Origin of the sequence: Kineosporia mesophila (assembly GCF_021129235.1) — a bacterium.
Classification (GTDB): domain Bacteria; phylum Actinomycetota; class Actinomycetes; order Actinomycetales; family Kineosporiaceae; genus Kineosporia; species Kineosporia mesophila.
The window spans coordinates 19356-35726 of record NZ_JAJOMA010000033.1 but is presented as its reverse complement, the minus strand read 5'-3'; the positions used below and the strand labels follow the sequence as shown (position 1 = coordinate 35726).

Annotated in this window: 12 protein-coding genes; 8 read left to right on the top strand and 4 right to left on the bottom strand. The window is 71.6% G+C overall.

Going from position 1 to position 16371, the window contains the following annotated elements:
• Window positions 1-33: 33 nt before the first annotated feature.
• The 3 genes from LR393_RS31500 to LR393_RS31490 all read left to right on the top strand — a co-directional run bounded on the left by LR393_RS31500 (window position 34) and on the right by LR393_RS31490 (window position 6320).
• Window positions 34-1686 carry a PucR family transcriptional regulator gene (locus tag LR393_RS31500; RefSeq protein ID WP_231488849.1) on the top strand — a complete coding sequence of 551 codons (1653 nt, stop codon included), beginning with the start codon at window positions 34-36 and terminating at the stop codon, window positions 1684-1686.
• Window positions 1687-1758: 72 nt separating this feature from the next.
• Entirely contained in the window at window positions 1759-4005 is a 2247-nt protein-coding gene (locus LR393_RS31495; RefSeq protein ID WP_231488848.1) for a putative bifunctional diguanylate cyclase/phosphodiesterase, read from the top strand.
• Window positions 4006-4133: 128 nt separating this feature from the next.
• Entirely contained in the window at window positions 4134-6320 is a 2187-nt protein-coding gene (locus tag LR393_RS31490; RefSeq protein ID WP_231488847.1) for a RelA/SpoT family protein, read from the top strand.
• Window positions 6321-6361: 41 nt separating this feature from the next.
• Here LR393_RS31490 and LR393_RS31485 read toward each other — a convergent pair whose 3' ends face one another.
• On the bottom strand, window positions 6362-7324 hold the full coding sequence (locus tag LR393_RS31485; RefSeq protein WP_231488846.1) for a nucleoside hydrolase: 963 nt from the start codon (window positions 7322-7324) through the stop codon (window positions 6362-6364).
• A gap of 92 nt (window positions 7325-7416) precedes the next feature.
• Window positions 7417-7983: an NADPH-dependent F420 reductase gene (locus LR393_RS31480; protein ID WP_231488845.1), complete on the bottom strand. Its 567-nt coding sequence runs from the start codon at window positions 7981-7983 to the stop codon at window positions 7417-7419.
• 129 nt (window positions 7984-8112) lie between these two features.
• On the opposite strand from LR393_RS31480, the gene LR393_RS31475 reads away from it, so the two are divergent.
• A complete protein-coding gene (locus LR393_RS31475) occupies window positions 8113-10230 on the top strand; it encodes an alkaline phosphatase family protein (protein WP_231488844.1) in 2118 nt (705 codons plus the stop codon).
• A gap of 64 nt (window positions 10231-10294) precedes the next feature.
• Entirely contained in the window at window positions 10295-11218 is a 924-nt protein-coding gene (locus LR393_RS31470) for a glycoside hydrolase family protein (RefSeq protein ID WP_231488843.1), read from the top strand.
• Between the two features lie 3 nt (window positions 11219-11221).
• On the opposite strand, the gene LR393_RS31465 is transcribed toward LR393_RS31470, so the two are convergent.
• Complete coding sequence (locus LR393_RS31465; protein ID WP_231488842.1) at window positions 11222-12013, bottom strand: MBL fold metallo-hydrolase; 792 nt, start codon at window positions 12011-12013, stop codon at window positions 11222-11224.
• Window positions 12014-12100: 87 nt separating this feature from the next.
• Between LR393_RS31465 and LR393_RS31460 the strand changes: the two genes are divergently transcribed.
• The 3 genes from LR393_RS31460 to LR393_RS31450 all read left to right on the top strand — a co-directional run bounded on the left by LR393_RS31460 (window position 12101) and on the right by LR393_RS31450 (window position 15820).
• Window positions 12101-12715, top strand: a complete 615-nt coding sequence (locus LR393_RS31460) for a DedA family protein (RefSeq protein WP_231488841.1) — start codon at window positions 12101-12103, stop codon at window positions 12713-12715.
• 94 nt (window positions 12716-12809) lie between these two features.
• Window positions 12810-14213, top strand: coding sequence for a hypothetical protein (locus LR393_RS31455; protein WP_231488840.1), 1404 nt, complete (start codon window positions 12810-12812; stop codon window positions 14211-14213).
• A 380-nt stretch (window positions 14214-14593) separates the two neighbouring features.
• A complete protein-coding gene (locus LR393_RS31450; protein WP_231488839.1) occupies window positions 14594-15820 on the top strand; it encodes a trans-sulfuration enzyme family protein in 1227 nt (408 codons plus the stop codon).
• Here LR393_RS31450 and LR393_RS31445 read toward each other — a convergent pair.
• Window positions 15810-16295 (bottom strand): Lrp/AsnC family transcriptional regulator, encoded by a 486-nt coding sequence (locus LR393_RS31445; RefSeq protein ID WP_231488838.1) that lies wholly within the window; start codon window positions 16293-16295, stop codon window positions 15810-15812. The two genes, LR393_RS31450 and LR393_RS31445, sit on opposite strands and share 11 nt — an antisense overlap.
• Window positions 16296-16371: the final 76 nt, after the last annotated feature.

Below are 16371 nucleotides of genomic sequence, written 5' to 3'. Positions count from 1 at the left end.
TCCCGGGCGCCCTGCTCCGGCAGACTGTCAGGTGTGCCCCACCCTCGTCCCGCGGCCGGCCCGACGGCGCTCCTGACCGTTGCCGACGTGCTGCGCCTGCCCGTCGTCCGCCAGGGCGGCCCGGTGGTGCTGGCCGGACGGGCGGGCCTGGACCGGCCCCTGCGCTGGGTGCACGCCACCGAGCTGGCCGACATCGCCCCGCTCCTGCGACCGGGTGACCTGGTGCTGACCACCGGGGTCGGGCTGCCGGACGACGTCGACGCGGCGGCGCTGCGGCGGTTCGCGCGCAGTCTCGCCGAGGCCGAGTGCGCGGGGATCATGGTCGAGTACGGACGACGCTGGCAGGACCGGCTGCCGGCTCCCCTGGTCGGTGCCTGCGAGGACCTGGGCCTGCCGCTGGTGGCACTCACCCACGAGACCCGCTTCGCGGCCGTGATCCAGACCGTCGGCGAACTCGTGGTGGACCGGCAGGTCGCCGAGCTGCGCGACGCCGAGCGCGTGCACGAGACGTTCACCGAGCTGAGCTTCGGCGAGGCCGGGCACACCGAGGTGCTGGAGGCCGTGCGCGCTCTGGCCGCCGCCCCGGTCGTGCTGGAGAACGAGCAGCACCGGCCCCTGGACTTCCTGCCCGGGCCGGACGGGTCGCCCGCCTTCCTGGAGGGCTGGCAGGCACGCTCGTCCCGGGTCACGATCACCGGGCGTACCGGATGGCACGAGGACAACGGCTGGCTGGTGACCCGTCTGGGTACCCGGGAGCGCTCGTGGGGGCGCCTGGTCATCGGTTCCCCCGCCCCACCGCCGCAACGGCTCGTGGCCGTCGCGGAACGGGCCGCCGCGTCGCTGGCCCTGCACCGGCTCCACGACCGGGACCGCGACAACCTGACCCGGCGCCGCCATCACGAGCTGCTGGTGACCCTGCAGACCGGACCGGCGGGCGACGACGTGCTGCAACGCTGCGAACTGGCCGGGCTGCCGGTGGACCACCGCCAGTTCGTCGGGCTGGTGTTCCGCCCCGCCCTGGTGGGTGCGGGGCGGCAGGACCTGGACGACCTCATCGCCGCGGTGGTGGGCGCCTCCCACGCCACCCGCACACCCGCCCTGGTCTGCGAGATCGACCGGGAGATCCGGGTTCTCGTCTCGATCCCGCGCGCCGCCGACGTCGAGGGGGACGTCGACCGGCTCGCCGGGCGGGTGGCCCAGCGGCACGCCGTGGTGGTCTGCGCCGGACGGGTCTCCTCCGACCCCGCCACGATCGACCGCACCCTGCTGGAGGCCCGCCAGGTCGCCGACTCCCTCCCCGTGCGCGCGTCCGGGAGCCCCGAGCAGGCGCGCACCGGCGTCCACCGGCTCGAGGACGTGCACCTGCGCGGACTGCTCACCCTGCTGGGCGACGACGACCGGCTGCGCCTGTTCACCGACCGGGAACTGCGCCCGCTGCGGGAGCACGACGCCGCTCCCGGGGGCCGGGCCGCCCCGCTGCTGCCGGTGCTGCGCGCCCTGCTCACCCACCCGGCCAGCAAGTCCGGTGCCGCGGCCGCCCTGCACCTGTCCCGCGCCGCCTTCTACGACCGGCTGGCCCGCCTGGAGAAACTGCTCGGCCTGGACCTGGACGACCCCGACATCCGGGTCTCGCTGCACGTGGCCCTGGTGGCGGACGAACTGGCCCGGCAGCGTCGCTCTGAGTGACCGGAGCCCGTCGCTCGGATGACGCGCGGGGCCACGACTGAACCGCGGGCCCGCCCGGCCCGAAGTCAGACCATGCGCCTCGACGCCGGACGGCGGTACCTGATCGTCGCGGCTGTCCTGCTCGGCTTTTACTGGCTGGTACCAGGAGGTGTGCCCCGGGCCCTGGCGCAGCTGGCCGTGACCTCCTCCTCGTGCCTGGCGATGGCGGTGGCGCTCCACCGGGACCGGGAGCGGCGCGGGATCTGGCTGCTCTTCTGCCTCGGGACGGCGACCAGCGTCGCCGGTGACGCCCTGGCCGCCGCGCAAGGCGTGCCCCTGCCCTTCCCGGCCTGGTCGGACGCCGGCTGGCTGGCCACCTACATCGCGATCGGTCTCGGTCTGGTCCTGCTGCAACGTGACCGGCGGGTGGACACCGCCGGCCTGCTCGACACCGCCGTGATCAGCGGGGCCGGTGGCCTGGTGCTCTGGGTGTCCTCGTCCGGGTCACTGCACAACGGGTTCGATTTCGCCGAGGTCGTCGGGCTCCTCTACCCCCTGTTCTCCTTCGTCCTGCTGGCCGCGGTGATGTCGCTGGTGAACCGCTCCCCCGCCCCAGTGAACCGCGGGTCGGCAGCGGGTTTCACCGCCGGGGTGCTGTCCGGCCTGAGCGGCAACGTGGTCTTCGGGGCCACCGCCGGCAGCGTCAGCCTGCAGACGCGCTGGCTCGAGACCCTTTTCCTGCTGATGTTCGTGGGGCTGGGCCACGGTGCGCTGAGCGCGGCCACCTCCCCGGTCCGGGCCCCCGCGGACGCGACCGGTCTGTTCTCCCCCACCCGGCTGGTGTTCACCTCTACCGCCCTGATGGTCGTGCCGGGTGTCCTGCTGTACGACAAGTACCACGAGTTGCGGCTGAACCACCTTCCGCTGGCGCTGTTCTCGTCGCTGCTGTTCCTGCTCGTGCCGCTGCGGATGTGGCTCTCGACCCACCAGCTGGCGCTCTCGACCGCCCAGCGCGACGCCTTCCGCGACGACCTCGTCCATCAAGCCGCCCACGACCCCCTCACCGACCTGCCCAACCGCGCCTACCTGATGGAACTCCTGGCCGCCCAGATGCAACGCGCCCGCCGCAGCGGCAGCGAAGTCGCCGTCCTCTTCGTCGACCTCGACTTCTTCAAACGCGTCAACGACCAGCTCGGCCATGCCGCCGGCGACGAGGTCCTGCGCACCGTCACCGAGCGGATGAAGAGCGTGCTGCGCGCGGGCGACGTGATCGGGCGCCAGGGCGGCGACGAGTTCGTCGTGCTCATCGACCCGGTCCCGGCCCCGGCCGAGTTGATGGCCATCGCCGAGCGCCTGGTGAGCCGGGTCAGCGACCCGATCATGACCGCCGGGGGCAAGGCGGCCGTGGGCGCCAGCATCGGCATCGCGCTGGCTCGGGACGGCGAGGTCGACCCGGAGAAACTCTTGCAGGACGCCGATCTGGCCGCCTACCGGGCCAAGAGCGCCGGGCGCGGCCGGGCCGAGATCTTCGACCAGGCTCTGCGCACCGAGCTGGAGGCCCGCGCCCAGCTGGAGTCGGACGTGCGCACCGGGCTGGCGCAGGGGCAGTTCGAGCTGCATTACCAGCCGGTGCTGGGGGTGACCGACGGGCGGCTGCGTTCCTACGAGGCCCTGATCCGCTGGCACCACCCCGAGCGCGGCCTGGTGCCGCCCGCCGACTTCATCCCGGCCGCCGAGGAGTCCCTGCTGATCTGCGAGGTCGGGCGCTGGGTGCTGGCCACGGCCACGAAGCAGCTGGCCGACTGGATCTGGGCCGACCCGCAGACGCATCGCGACGTGACCGTGGCCGTCAACGTCTCGGCCCGTCACCTGGCCTCGCCGTCCCTGGTCGAGGAGGTGCGCCAGGCCCTGCACGACAGCGGGCTGGAGGCGGCCCGGCTGGTGCTCGAGATCACCGAGACCGCCCTGATGGACGAGCCGACGGCCGACGCCCACCTGCGCGACCTGCGGGCACTGGGCGTCGCTGTGAGCCTCGACGACTTCGGCACCGGCTACACGAGCATCGGCCAGCTCCAGAAGCTCCAGGTCGACAGCCTGAAGATCGACCAGAGTTTCCTGCACGCCGACGACCGGGCCACGCAGTCGCTCGTCGAACTGATGGTCACCGCCGCGCATGCCTTCCACCTCGACGTGGTGGCCGAGGGGGTGGAGACCCGGGAGCAGCTCGACCGGCTCGCCGCCATGGGCTGCGAGCTGGCCCAGGGCTACTACCTCGGACGGCCGAAACCCGCAGGTGAGACGGTGGCCACCCGACAGGCCGGCAACGACCACCCGGCCTGAGCGCCACCCCCGGCCGGACGCGCGGGCATCCGCTTTACCGCTTATTGTCGATTCTCGTGCGTCACACGGGCAGCGAAGGTCGGAAGCAAACGCTTCACCCGACCCCGCCTCCTGCCGATCGCACCCGGGTGCCTGCCGATCCCGCGACCGACGACCGTTACATCGCCGCGGCGGTCCTGAGCCTCCAGAGCGCGGTCGCGGACTGGGAACCGGCCGCCCGCGAGGACCTGAGAAAGGCCGTCGACTACGGCATCCGGGCCCACGACGGGCAGTTCCGCCGCAGCGGCGAGCCGTACATCACGCACCCGCTCGCGGTCGCCACGATCGTGGCCGGACTCGGGGCGCAGCCGGCCACGGTGATCGGCGCGGTGCTGCACGACACCGTCGAGGACACCGAGGTGACACTGGACGACGTGCGCACCACCTTCGGCCCGCAGGTGGCCGTGCTCGTGGACGGCGCCACGAAGGTGGCCGCGGTGCGCGGCGACGACCCGGACACCACCGAGGCAGCGCGCCTGCGCAAGCTTTTCGTGGCCCTGGCCGCCGATCCCCGGGTGGTCACCATCAAGCTGGCCGACCGGCTGCACAACCTGCGCACGATCGGCTCACTGCCCTCGGCGAAGGCGGCGAGGATCGGCCGGGAGTCACTGGCCATCCACGGGCCGCTCGCCCACCGGCTGGGTTTCGCGCTGCTGAAGGCCGAGCTCGAGGACCGCGCGTTCGCGGTGGCCTACCCGGACGAGTACCTGGAACTGCGCGCCGAGCTGATCAACCGCCCGCACCTGGAGGAAACCCTCCAGGAGGCGATGACGGCCCTGCAGGCGCATCTCGAGGCGGCCGACGGCACCACCGGCGCGAACCAGCACGAGATCACCGGCCGCATCAAGCATCTGTGGAGCATCTACCGCAAGACGCACACCAGCGGACGCGACCTGGAGAGCCTGCACGACCTGATCGGCGTGCGGGTCGTGGTGGACGACGTGGAGGACTGCTACCGGGTGCTCGGCCTGGTGCACGCCCTCTGGGAACCCGTGCCCGACCGGTTCAAGGACTACATCGCCCGCCCTAAGTTCAATGCCTATCGCTCGCTGCACACCACCGTGCTGCTGAACGGGCGCATGGTCGAGGTGCAGGTGCGCACCCGCGAGATGCACACCGCCGCCGAGCACGGCAGCGCCGCCCATCACGCCTACAAGCACGAGACCGGCGTCGAGCCGCAGTGGCTGTCGCGGGTGCTGGACTGGCACGACGCCGACGACAGCGAGTACCTCTCCGCCGTCGCCGGTGAACTGACGTCCGAGGAGATCTGGGTACTCACCCCGCGGGGTGACGTGATCTCGCTGCCAGCCGGCGCGTCCGTGGTCGACTTCGCCTACGCCGTGCACTCCGAGATCGGCGACCGTACCTCCGGGGCCCGCGTCAACGGCGCCCTGGTCCCCCTGAACACCCGCCTGATCAGCGGCAATACGGTCGAGATCATCACCCGCCGCACCACCGGCCCGTCGCTGGACTGGCTGGAGTGGACCGTCACCGCCCGGGCCCGCCAGCGCGTGCGGGCCTGGCACACCCGGCACCGCCGCGACAGCGAGCGCGCCACCGGCGAGGCCGCCCTGGTGCAGTTGCTGTCCCGCCGGCGGCTGCCCCGGGCCCAGGCCGAGACCGCGCTGCTGCGGGCCACCGGCCTGGACTCCCTCGACACCCTGGCCGAGGAGGTGGGCGCCGGGCGGATCGAGATGGAGACCCTTTCCCAGGTCCTCACCGCGACCTCCACCCCGCACACGCCCGGACCACCCACGCTCCCGACCCCGGACCGGCCCGTCGGGCCCTCCGGTTTCGAGGACGACCTGGCACCCGGCCCGGCCCCCACCCCGGCGGGCGTGCCGCTCCTGCACGTCACCGCCCCGGGCCTGACCGGCGTGAGCCTGACCTGGCCGGGCTGCTGCCACGCGGTGCCCGGCCGGGGCCTGCTGGGCGTGCTGTCCCGCACGCGCGGCGTCGTGGTGCACGCCTCCGGCTGCCCCCAGGCCCTGGCCCACCTGGCCAGGGACCCGGCCCGCAACGCCCGCCTGGCCTGGGTCCGCGCCGGCTCGCAGATGTCGATGATCGACCTGGTCTGCGAGAACACCCCGGGCATGGTGGCCCGGGTGGTGCTGGCCCTGGCCGACCTGGACTGCGACATCGAGTCGTCGTCCTCGTACATCGGTGAGGACGGCGCCGGGCACCAGACCTACGAGGTCGTGCACCCGGGCAGCCGGTCGCAGCTGTCGACGAGGCTGCGCGAGCTGCCCGGGGTGCGCTCGGCGCTGGTGCGCTGACCCCGGCCCCCCTGGTTCGTGATCACGGCGGTTTCCGGGGTCTAAGCGGTGAAGGGGCGGGGCGGGGTGGTCGGCGTGGCCAGCATCCCGAGCAGGAACGCCTCGAAGCCGGGGGCGTCGATCTCCTCGACCACCGTGGCGTTCGGGGTCAGGCCGTGCACGCCCCACGACATGGCCGCGTAGCCGCGGGTCAGCTCGGAGCCGGTCTCGATGTCGACGTGGTACTGCGCCGACTTCGTCACCAGGTCCGGGCGCAGCAGCACGGCCACCGACAGCGAGTCCGGGTGCGTGGTGCCGGGAATGCCGACGCTCTCGTCGAAGGCCAGGGTGGACGAGCAGACCCGGGTGAAGAAGTCCGACAGCGGGGTGCCGATGGCGGCGATGCGGTCGAGCACCGGGCGCCCGAAGACGGCCTGCTGCAACGTCAACGGGGCCCAGGGCACGACGGTGACGTGGAACCCGGCGTCGAAAACGATTTTCGCGGCCTCGGGGTCGACGTAGAAGTTGAACTCGGCCGCGGCGGTGATGTTGCCGCGGGCGTTGTTCGAGCCGCCCATCACCACGAGATGCTTGACCTGCTGGGCAAACTCGGGGCGCTTGACGACGGCGAGCGCGATGTTGGTGAGCGGCCCGATGGCCACGATGCTGAGTTCGCCGCCGGCCTCGTCGGCCAGGCGCAGCAGGGCGTCGACGGCGTGCTCGGTCTCGGGCTCCAGCCCGGCGAAGTCCATGTCGAGGCCGCCGGCGCCGTCACCGTGCACGTTCTCGGCGGAGACCCACGGGCGTACCAGAGGACGACGCGAGCCCAGGTGGATGGGCACGGCACCGAGCCGGTCGCCGGCGTTCAGGGTCAGGTACGCGTTGCGCACCTGCCGGTCGAAGCCGACGTTACCGGCCACCATGGTGATCGCCCGCAGGTCGGCTCCCTCGGTGAGAAGGCCGGCCAGGATCGCGACGCAGTCGTCCTGCGCGGTGTCGGTGTCGATCACCAGGGGGATGCTCACGGGTTTCTTCCTCCAACGTCCAGGTCTGACGGGAGGAATCTAGCCGGTGGGGGCCCGGATGGACTCCGGGGCACCCCCACCGGCGCCGGATGTCAGTTGTTCAGGCCGAAACCGCCGGTCCAGGAGATCTTCTCCGAGGCGGCGAGGGTGAGCTGGAGGAATCCGAGTGCCTCCAGCTCGCGGGCGCGGCGCAGGGATCCGGCGTCGACGGCCCGGGCGCCACCGGCGGTCACGACCGCGGCGAGCAGGTTCTTGGCGTCGGTGTCGTCCCCGGCGACGAGCACGGTGGTGGCCTGTGACCCGATCGTGCGGGTGGCCAGGGTGGCGGCGAAGTTGGTGTTGAACGCCTTGAGCACACGCGCGTCCGGCAGGGCGGCGGCGATCTGGGCCGCGGCGGAGGAGTCGGCGGGCACCGTGAGCGAGTCGAAGGTCTCGAAGTTCAGCGGGTTGGTGATGTCGACGACGATCTTGCCGGCCAGCTCGTCGCGGCGGGCGGCGACGATGCCCTCGACAGCCGGGAAGGGCACGGCGAGCACCACGATCTCGCCGGTGACGCGGTCGTCGCGGCCCAGGATCTCGACCGTGTTGCCGCCCTTGGTGACGAGGTCGGCGATGGCCGGGCCCATGTTGCCGTTACCGATGATGCTGACGTGCGTCATGTCGTGCTCCTCGCGATCCGGGGGCTGCCCGTCCGGCAGCCGCACCATCCTCAAGGTAGTTGAATGTTCAAATATTTCCCGGGACTCCTGTGACGCGGGACACCTCGCGCAACCCCGTAACCTGCCCGAATGCCGAAAGGGCTGAACATCAGCAGCCGGGACCTGCGCGACGCCCTGATCGGCCTCGTGCCGAACGCGGCTGCCCTCCTGGTGTCGTCGTGGATCCTCGCCGACCTGGAGATCGACCACTGGTGGTGGGCGTTCGCGGTGGCCGCGGTGACCGCCGCGGTCGACGCGCTCGCGCGCCCGGCCCTGCGGCTGGTGGCCGGTCTGGCCGGGGCCTTCACCGCCCTGGCGCTCGGCCTGAGCGCCCAGCTCGTGCTGATCATGACCGCGCTGCTCGTGGTGCCGGGCGTGGTGTTCACCGGGATCGACGCGGTCGCGCAGACCCTGCTGCTGGCCGCCCTGCTGGCCGCGTGCACCCGCTGGCTGGTCGGGGTCAACGACAGCTCCTACCTGGTCGCCGACCTGATCCGGCGGGGGGAGTCCCGCCGGCGGCGCAACGGGCACCACCGGCGTCACGACGACCCGGCCGGCGTCGTCATCGTGCAGATCGACGGCCTGCCCTACCCCCTGCTGCAGAGCGGCATCGTCTCCGGGGTGCTGCCCACGCTGTCGCGCTGGGTGCGTTCGGGCAGCCACGAGATGATGCCGTGGTGGGCCCGGGTGCCCTCGACCACGCCGGCCAGCCAGGCCGCGCTGCTGCACGGCAGCAACGACGGCATCCCGGCCTTCCGCTGGTACGAGAAGGACTCCGGGCGGCTGATGGTGGCCAACCGCCCGGCCGACGCCGCGATCATCGAGGACCGGCTCTCCGACGGACGCGGTCTGCTGGCCGACGGCGGGGTCAGCGTCAGCAACATGTTCAGCGGTGACGCCCCGACCGCCCTGATGGTGATGAGCCGCGCCGCCCGCCGGGGCGACCTGGGGCCGGGCAGCGCGTACATCCGCTTCTTCTTCAGCCCGTTCGTGCTCGCCCGGGCCCTGGTGCTGACGGTCGCCGAGATCGTCAAGGAGCTCTACCAGGGCCGTCAGCAGCGGGTGCGCGGCATCGAGCCGCGGATCCGCCGCCGGGGCTCGTACGTCGCGTTGCGCGGGCTGACCAACGTGGTGCTGCGCGACCTGAACGTGGCACTGGTCGCCGAGCACATGATGGCCGGGGCCCCGTCGATCTTTGTGGACTTCGTCGACTACGACGAGATCGCCCACCACGCCGGGGTCTCCCGCAGCGAGTCGATGGACGCGCTGACCGGCCTGGACCTGGTGCTGCACACACTGGAGCGGGTGGCCGACGCCGCTCCGCGCGAGTACCGGTTCGTGGTGCTGTCCGACCACGGCCAGAGCCAGGGCTCGACGTTCCGGCAGCTCACCGGGCGCACGCTGGAGGCCGCGGTGCGCTCGTACTGCGGCGCCCCGACGGGCCGCAGCGTCGAGAACACCGGTGACGTGGAGGGCTGGGGCCCCATCAACGCCCTGCTCGGTGACGTGCTCGCGTCCCGCCCGAAAGCCCGGTGGGCCAGCCGGCGCAGCCCGGCCGGTGTGCTCGTCGGCCCCCAGCGCGGTGACGACGAGGAAGAGAAGGAGCGCCCGGAACTGGTCGTCGTCGGTTCCGGCAACCTCGGCCTGGTCTGGTTCCCGCGCCTGCCCGGGCGGGTGACCGTGGAGACCTTCACCGAGATTCATCCCGGCCTCATTCCCGGCCTGGTCACCGAGCCCGGTGTGGGCTTCGTCCTGGCCGACAGCGTGCGCGGTCCTCTGGTGATCGGCCCCCAGGGGGTGCGCCTGCTGCTCGAGAACGCCGTGGAGGGTGAGGACCCCCTCGCCCCGTTCGGGCCCCGCGCCGTCAAGGACCTGCTGCGGGTGGCCACCATGAAGAACTGCCCCGACCTGTACGTGCACTCCTCGATCCACCCGCGCACCGGTGAGGTGCACGCCTTCGAGGAACTCGTCGGATCCCACGGCGGGCTGGGCGGCTGGCAGAACCAGGCGGCGCTGGTGCACCCGGCCGGCTGGTTCGTCGACGAGGACCTGCTCGACCGCTCGGTCGAGGGCGAGGAACTACTCTACGGCGCCGACGTCGTGCACCAGCAGCTCGTTCGCTGGCTGGAACGCTGCGGCGCACGGCGGGCGCCGTCCTCGGAAGTGTTTCCGGACGAAGACATTCAAGACCGGTCCAAGCCTGCGTGAAATCTCCGCGCCAGGACCTTTGCCCTACTCCGGCAGGCTCCGCGGGGTCCTAGGCTCCACCACCATGCCGTCCCTGACCAAGCGCACCACTGCCCTCGTGGCGACCGCGGCCGTGGCCCTGACCGCGTCCGCCACCGCGGCCACCGCCGTGAACAAGACCTCCGGTGACACCGCGAAGGCGACCACGTCGTCCTCTGTCACCCAGACCGCCGTGACCCGGCCCGCCGCCCGGAAGGACACCATCGGCAGCGTCAAGAAGGGCGCCGCCCTCTGGAACCAGAAGGGCATCACCCAGTCGCTGAAGAACTCGGGCGTCTCCTGGTTCTACAACTGGTCGTCCGCCCCGAACGGGGTGAAGGCGCCCCAGGGCGTGGACTTCGTCCCGATGATCTGGGGCGCCGACTCGGTGACCACGGCCAACCTGGCCACGGCCAGGAAGAACGGCGACACCCTGCTGGGCTTCAACGAGCCGGACCTGGCCGAGCAGTCGAACATGAGCGTGACGAAGGCCCTGAACCTGTGGCCGAAGCTGGAGAAGACCAAGATGCGTCTGGGCAGCCCGGCCGTGGCCTGGGGCGCCGACCAGAACGGCCAGTGGCTCGACAAGTTCATGAAGGGCGCCAAGAAGCGCGGCTACCGCGTCGATTTCATCACGCTGCACTGGTACGGCTCCGACTTCAACAGCAAGAACGCCACGCAGCAGCTGAAGTCGTACATCCAGGGGGTGCACCAGAAGTACCCGAAGAAGAAGATCTGGATCACCGAGTACTCGCTGATCAACTTCGGCGCCGGGAGCAAGTTCCCGACCGCCACCAACCAGGCGACGTTCGTGAAGCAGTCCACGGCCATGCTCCAGAAGCTCTCCTACGTGGAGCACTACTCCTGGTTCGCCTTCCCGACCTCGACCAACGGCAAGGACGAGACCGGGCTGTACCGCCCGGGCGGTACCGCCACCAAGGCCGGTAAGGCCTACCGCGCCGCAGGCTGAGTTCTAGGGGACGGGAATCCCGGCCTGCTCGCCCAGCCCCAGCACCATCGGGCGGCAGTCCGGGGCCACCCGCTCCAGGGCCCGCGCGAAAGCGGGCCCACCCGCGTCCATCCACCCCCGAGGGAACCGGCCCACGACCGGTGCGCGCAACGTCCCCCAATGCACCGGGACCGCCGCCCGGGCACCCACGCGGGCACACGCCAGCGCCGCCTGTTCCGGGTCCATGTGACCACCCGACAGCCGCGGGCCCCAGCCCCCGATCGGCACGACCGCCAGGTCGATCCGGCCACCGGCCAGCTCGGGCAGGCGCTCCATCTCCTCGTGCAGGCTGGTGTCACCCGCCAGCCACACCGACAGACCCGGCGCCGTGACCAGATGACCGTTCACAGCGTTGGGGCGGTGCGGCATCGGCCGGTGCCCGTGATCGGCGCGCACCAGGCGCACCTGGGCCTTGGTACCCGGCACGTCGTGCACCTGCTCCGGTTCCAGGCCGGTCCCGTTCAGCCCCCTGGCCCGCAGCCAGGCCGCGTTCGCCGGCGCGGTCAGCACCGGGGCCGGGGCCACCCGCCGCAGCGAGCGCAGTTCGGCATGGTCGTGGTGCAGGTGGCTGAGCAGCACGACGTCGGGCTTCTCCCACACGATGGAGGACGGTCGCGCGCCTCGGCGGCGCAGCGGCCCGTTGTGCCGGAGCAGAAGTGGGTCGGTCAGGATCCGGGCTCCCCCGGCCTCCAGCAGCACGGTCGAGTGACCCAGCCAGGAGATCAGGGGACTTCGGGGAACATTTTCGGCCGGCACCGTGCCAGCATGCTCCTGGGCGGACCCGCCCGGCACGTCGAGGTGACGTGCCCGCGCCGAGCACGGATGCAGAGGAGCCTCACGGGCGTGCACGCAGTCAGTCCGGCCGATGCCGTGGATCTCTCCTCGGGCCTGGGCGCCGCCGCGCTCGCGGGCCTGTTCCTGGCCGTGACCCTGGGCGCGATCGTGCCCGTCGTGCCGACCGGGGCGGCCGTGAGCGCGTCGGCGGCGTTCGCCTGGCACAACGAGCCCTGGGTGCTGGTCGTCGTGCTGGCGCTGGGGGCGGCCGGGGCCTACCTGGGCGACCTGGCCACCTACGCGATCTGCCGGCTGGGCGGTCAGGCGATGGCCCGCCGTCTGCGCTGGCTGCGCGACGACGAGCACCTGGGCGCGGTGGAGGACCGGCTGAACGCCCATCCCCTGCAGACCCTGCTGGTGTCGCGACTGCTGCCGGGCGGGCGCATCCCGGTGCTGCTGGCCGCGGCGTTCCTCGGGCTCGACTGGCGCACCTTCCTGGTCGCGAACGCGCCCGCCTGCGCTCTGTGGTCGCTCGTCTACGGGGCGATGGGCACGGTGGGCGGCCGCATCTTCCCCGAGCCCTGGCAGGGGGTGGTCGCCGCGCTGGTGATCGCGCTGGTGGTGACGCAGATCGTCGCCCTGGTGAACCGCCGCCGTTCCCCCGCTGCCCCGGGGCGCTCGTGATTACTGCCAAAGTAGGACCGTGCGCTTGGGATTCGGTGCCGCTGCGCGAGCAGGGTGGGACACTCCGTTACGTCGGCTGAGTCGTTTCGACGGGGTGATATTCCATCCTGTCGAGGAGTCCAGCGTCACCGAGCGCTACGTCCATGTGTTCGTGCACGGCTGGCAGCCCGGCTTCCGGCTGCAGGAACGGCTGCACGCCATCACCGACCTGGTGCCCGCGCTGCCGGCCTGGGACCCGCGCCTGGTCGATCCGGTCGGGCGCACCCTCAGCTCGTACCACGTGGAGCTGCTGGGGGCCCTGGAGGCGCTGGGCCCCGACCACTGCGTGCTGCACTACTCGTGGATCGACGAGTCCGCGACCGACGTCGGCGTGATGATGGCCCACCGTTCACGCCAGGCCACCCAGGTCAACGGCCGGCGCCTGGCCGCGGCCCTGCAGCAGTCGCTGAAAAACCCCCAGGCCCAGCTTCATCTCATCGGCCACAGTCACGGCAGCGCCGTCGCCGTGCACGCCGCGGCCGCCCTGGGCCGCGCCCCGCGCCAGGTGACGTTGCTCGACGCCCCGGAGAACCGGCTCAGCCGGCTCAGCGGCGCCGCGGACCTGATCGACGTGGTGCTGCCGCGCATCCGCCCCACCCGCGACGACGAGGGCCCGTTCGTGGACTCGTACGCCTCGGTGTTCGGCCGTCCCTACCATCGCAAGGGCGGGATGTCGGCCGTCGTCGACGTCTCGCTGTACGCCGGTCTCGCCCTGAGACCCACGTTCTTCGAGGCGGTTTCCGAAGCCCACCTGTACGCCGTGGACTGGTACGCGCTCTCGGTGCGCGAGGCCGCGCGCGGCGTCGGGTACGGCTGGTCGCCCCTGCACGACGCCGATGTCGGCCATCTCTCCTCGTACTACCACTCGCGCGGCCGCAAGAAGCCCCTGGTGCTCGGGCGCCGGGCCGGCCTGCAGCAGCTGATGGGCGCCCAGCGCCCCCTGCCCGTCCCGCACCGCGACAGCCGTGTGACCGATGTCGAGCTGCACCTCAACCGGCGTTTTCCCGCGTCCGCCAAGGTTTTGCGGTTACTGCCGGGCGACGGGCTGATCACCTTCGACATCGAGGTCAGCGGTAGTGACGGCACCGAGCAGATCCTGCTCGAGCTCGACGCCGTGCCCGTCTTCATCAGCCTCGCGCGCTACCCGGTACCCGCCTCGGGCCGCTACATCGCGCTCGCCGACGGCAGCGCCGGCGACCACCTGCTGACGGCCCGGCTGGTGACCGGCTCGTCCGCCGAGGCCGACCCCCGGGTGCTCATCACCGACGTCACCATCGTGTCCTGGCCCGACGTCCAACCCGGCTTCACGATGGAACGCGTGGCCATGCAGACCTTCGTGTCCGGGCTGGTCGTCGGCACCGCGGGCACCCTGTTCACCCAGATGGCCTGGCGTTTCGCCCGGTGGATGCTGCGTCCGCTGCCGAGGGTCGTGAGGGCTCTGCTGGCCGAGCGGCTCTGACGACCGGGCCCCCTTCCCTACCCCTTTTGTTCGTGATCATGCAAAACCTCCCCAGACTTCTAGAACTGTGGCCTTCAGAGTTCTAGAACGCCGGGGAGGTTTTGCATGATCACGAACAGGTGGGGGGTCGCATCGGTCTGGGCCGGGTAACTACGCCGGGCGGGTCGTCCGGCTCGCCCAGGTTGCTCCCGCGGCACCCGCACGAGGCCCACCCGCGTCCACCATCGATCGGGTCGTCCACCCCCGTGACGAGGCCGAACCGGTTGGCCAGGGCGGGACCACCACCCACGAACTCCAGATCAGGGACGCGTCGGTGCCCTGGCCGGGCGGCTACCGGGTGGCCCGGCCGTAGGTCATGCACTGATCAATAGGGTGCGGTGATGGAGATCGAGGACGAACACCGGCCCGACAAGCACGACCCGGCCAGTGTGGGTGACAGCACCTGGGCGGTGCACGGCGGCAACCGGGTGGACGAGGGCAGCGGGGCGATCCGCACGCCCCTGGTGATGGCGAACTCCTACCGGCTGCCCGAAGACCCGGCGGCGATGAACTGGTCGGCCACCGACCGGCCGCTGTACACGCGTAACGGCAACGCCAACCAGGCCGGGCTGGAGCGCAAGCTCGCGGCGATGGAGGGTGGTGAGGCGGCGGCGGTGTTCGCCACCGGGGTCGCGGCGCTGCACGGGGTCTTCTTCACCCTGCTGAAGAGCGGTGACCACGTGGTGGTCTCGGACGTGACCTACGAGGCCGTGTGGCGATTGTTCGCCCAGCTGCTGCCCGATCGCTACGGCATCGAGGCGACGTTCGTCGACGTCGCCGACCTGGACGCCGTGCGCGCCGCGATCCGGCCGAACACCCGCATCGTCCACGTCGAGACCATCGCCAACCCGACCACCAAGGTGGCCGGCATCCGGGAGCTGGCGCAGATCGCCCACGCCGCCGGCGCCCGGCTGACCGTGGACGCCACCTTCACCCCACCACCGCTCTACCGCGCGCTGACCGACGGAGCCGACCTGGTCGTCCATTCGCTGACGAAGTACATCAACGGCCACGGCGACGCCATGGGCGGGGCGGTGATCGGTGACGCGGAGACCATCGGGCGCATCCGCCACGACGCCATTGTCGATGTGGGCGGCGTGATCTCGCCGTTCAACGCGTGGATGATCATGCGCGGCTCGGTGACCCTGCCGCTGCGGCTGAAACAACATCTGGCGTCGGCCGAACGGGTCGCCGGGTTCCTCGCGGGCGACCCCCGGATCGCGTTCGTCGCCTATCCCGGCCTGCCGTCCCACCCGCAGCACGACCTGGCCCGGGAACAGTTCGGCGGCCGGGGTTTCGGGGGCATGATGGCCTTCGCCCTGGCCGGTGACTCCGCCACCCAGAACCGGTTCGTGGGGCAGCTGAGGGTGATCACGTCGGCCGTCTCGCTGGGCCACGACGAGTCGCTCGTCGTGCACGTCGGCCCGGACGCCCGGGGCGGCAGCGAGCACTACCCGGAGCCGTTCCTGCGATACGGCCACCTGCGCCTGTCGGTCGGCCTGGAAGACCCCGAAGACCTGCTGCATGACCTGCTTTCGGCGCTCGACCGGACCGAGATCACTCCCTAGAGCCGGCCAGACGCTCCAGCAACGGGTCCATCCGCAGCGACCGCACCCGCCGCAGCACGATCGCGGTGCTGGTGCGCTCGATACCGGGCATGTCGACGAGCATCTCGGTGATCCGGTTGAGGTCGCCCGTGTCCCTCGCCACCACCCGCGCCAGCAGGTCGCCGTCGCCGGTGGTGGCGAGCAGCTCGACCACCTCGGGCAGCGAGTCCAGCGCCCGGGTGGCCTCCTCCCGCATGCGCTGGCTGATCGACACCGTCACCAGCGCCAGCAGCGGGTACCCCACGGCCTCGGGCTCGACCCGGCAGCTGATGCGGCTCAGGGCGCCGTTCTCACTCATCCTCCGCAACCGGGCCTGCACGGTGTTGCGGGCCAGCTGAAGATCGTTCGCGAGCGCGACCACCGTGGCCTGAGGGTCGCGGTCGAGGGCCAGCAGGATGCGCGCGTCGGTGGCATCCACAGGTGTCAGCTTGCTCAATGCCAATCCTTTCGACGACGACTCATTGAGCAGATTGCTCAACCTCAAAACAGCATATTGCGCATTCTGCCGCGCA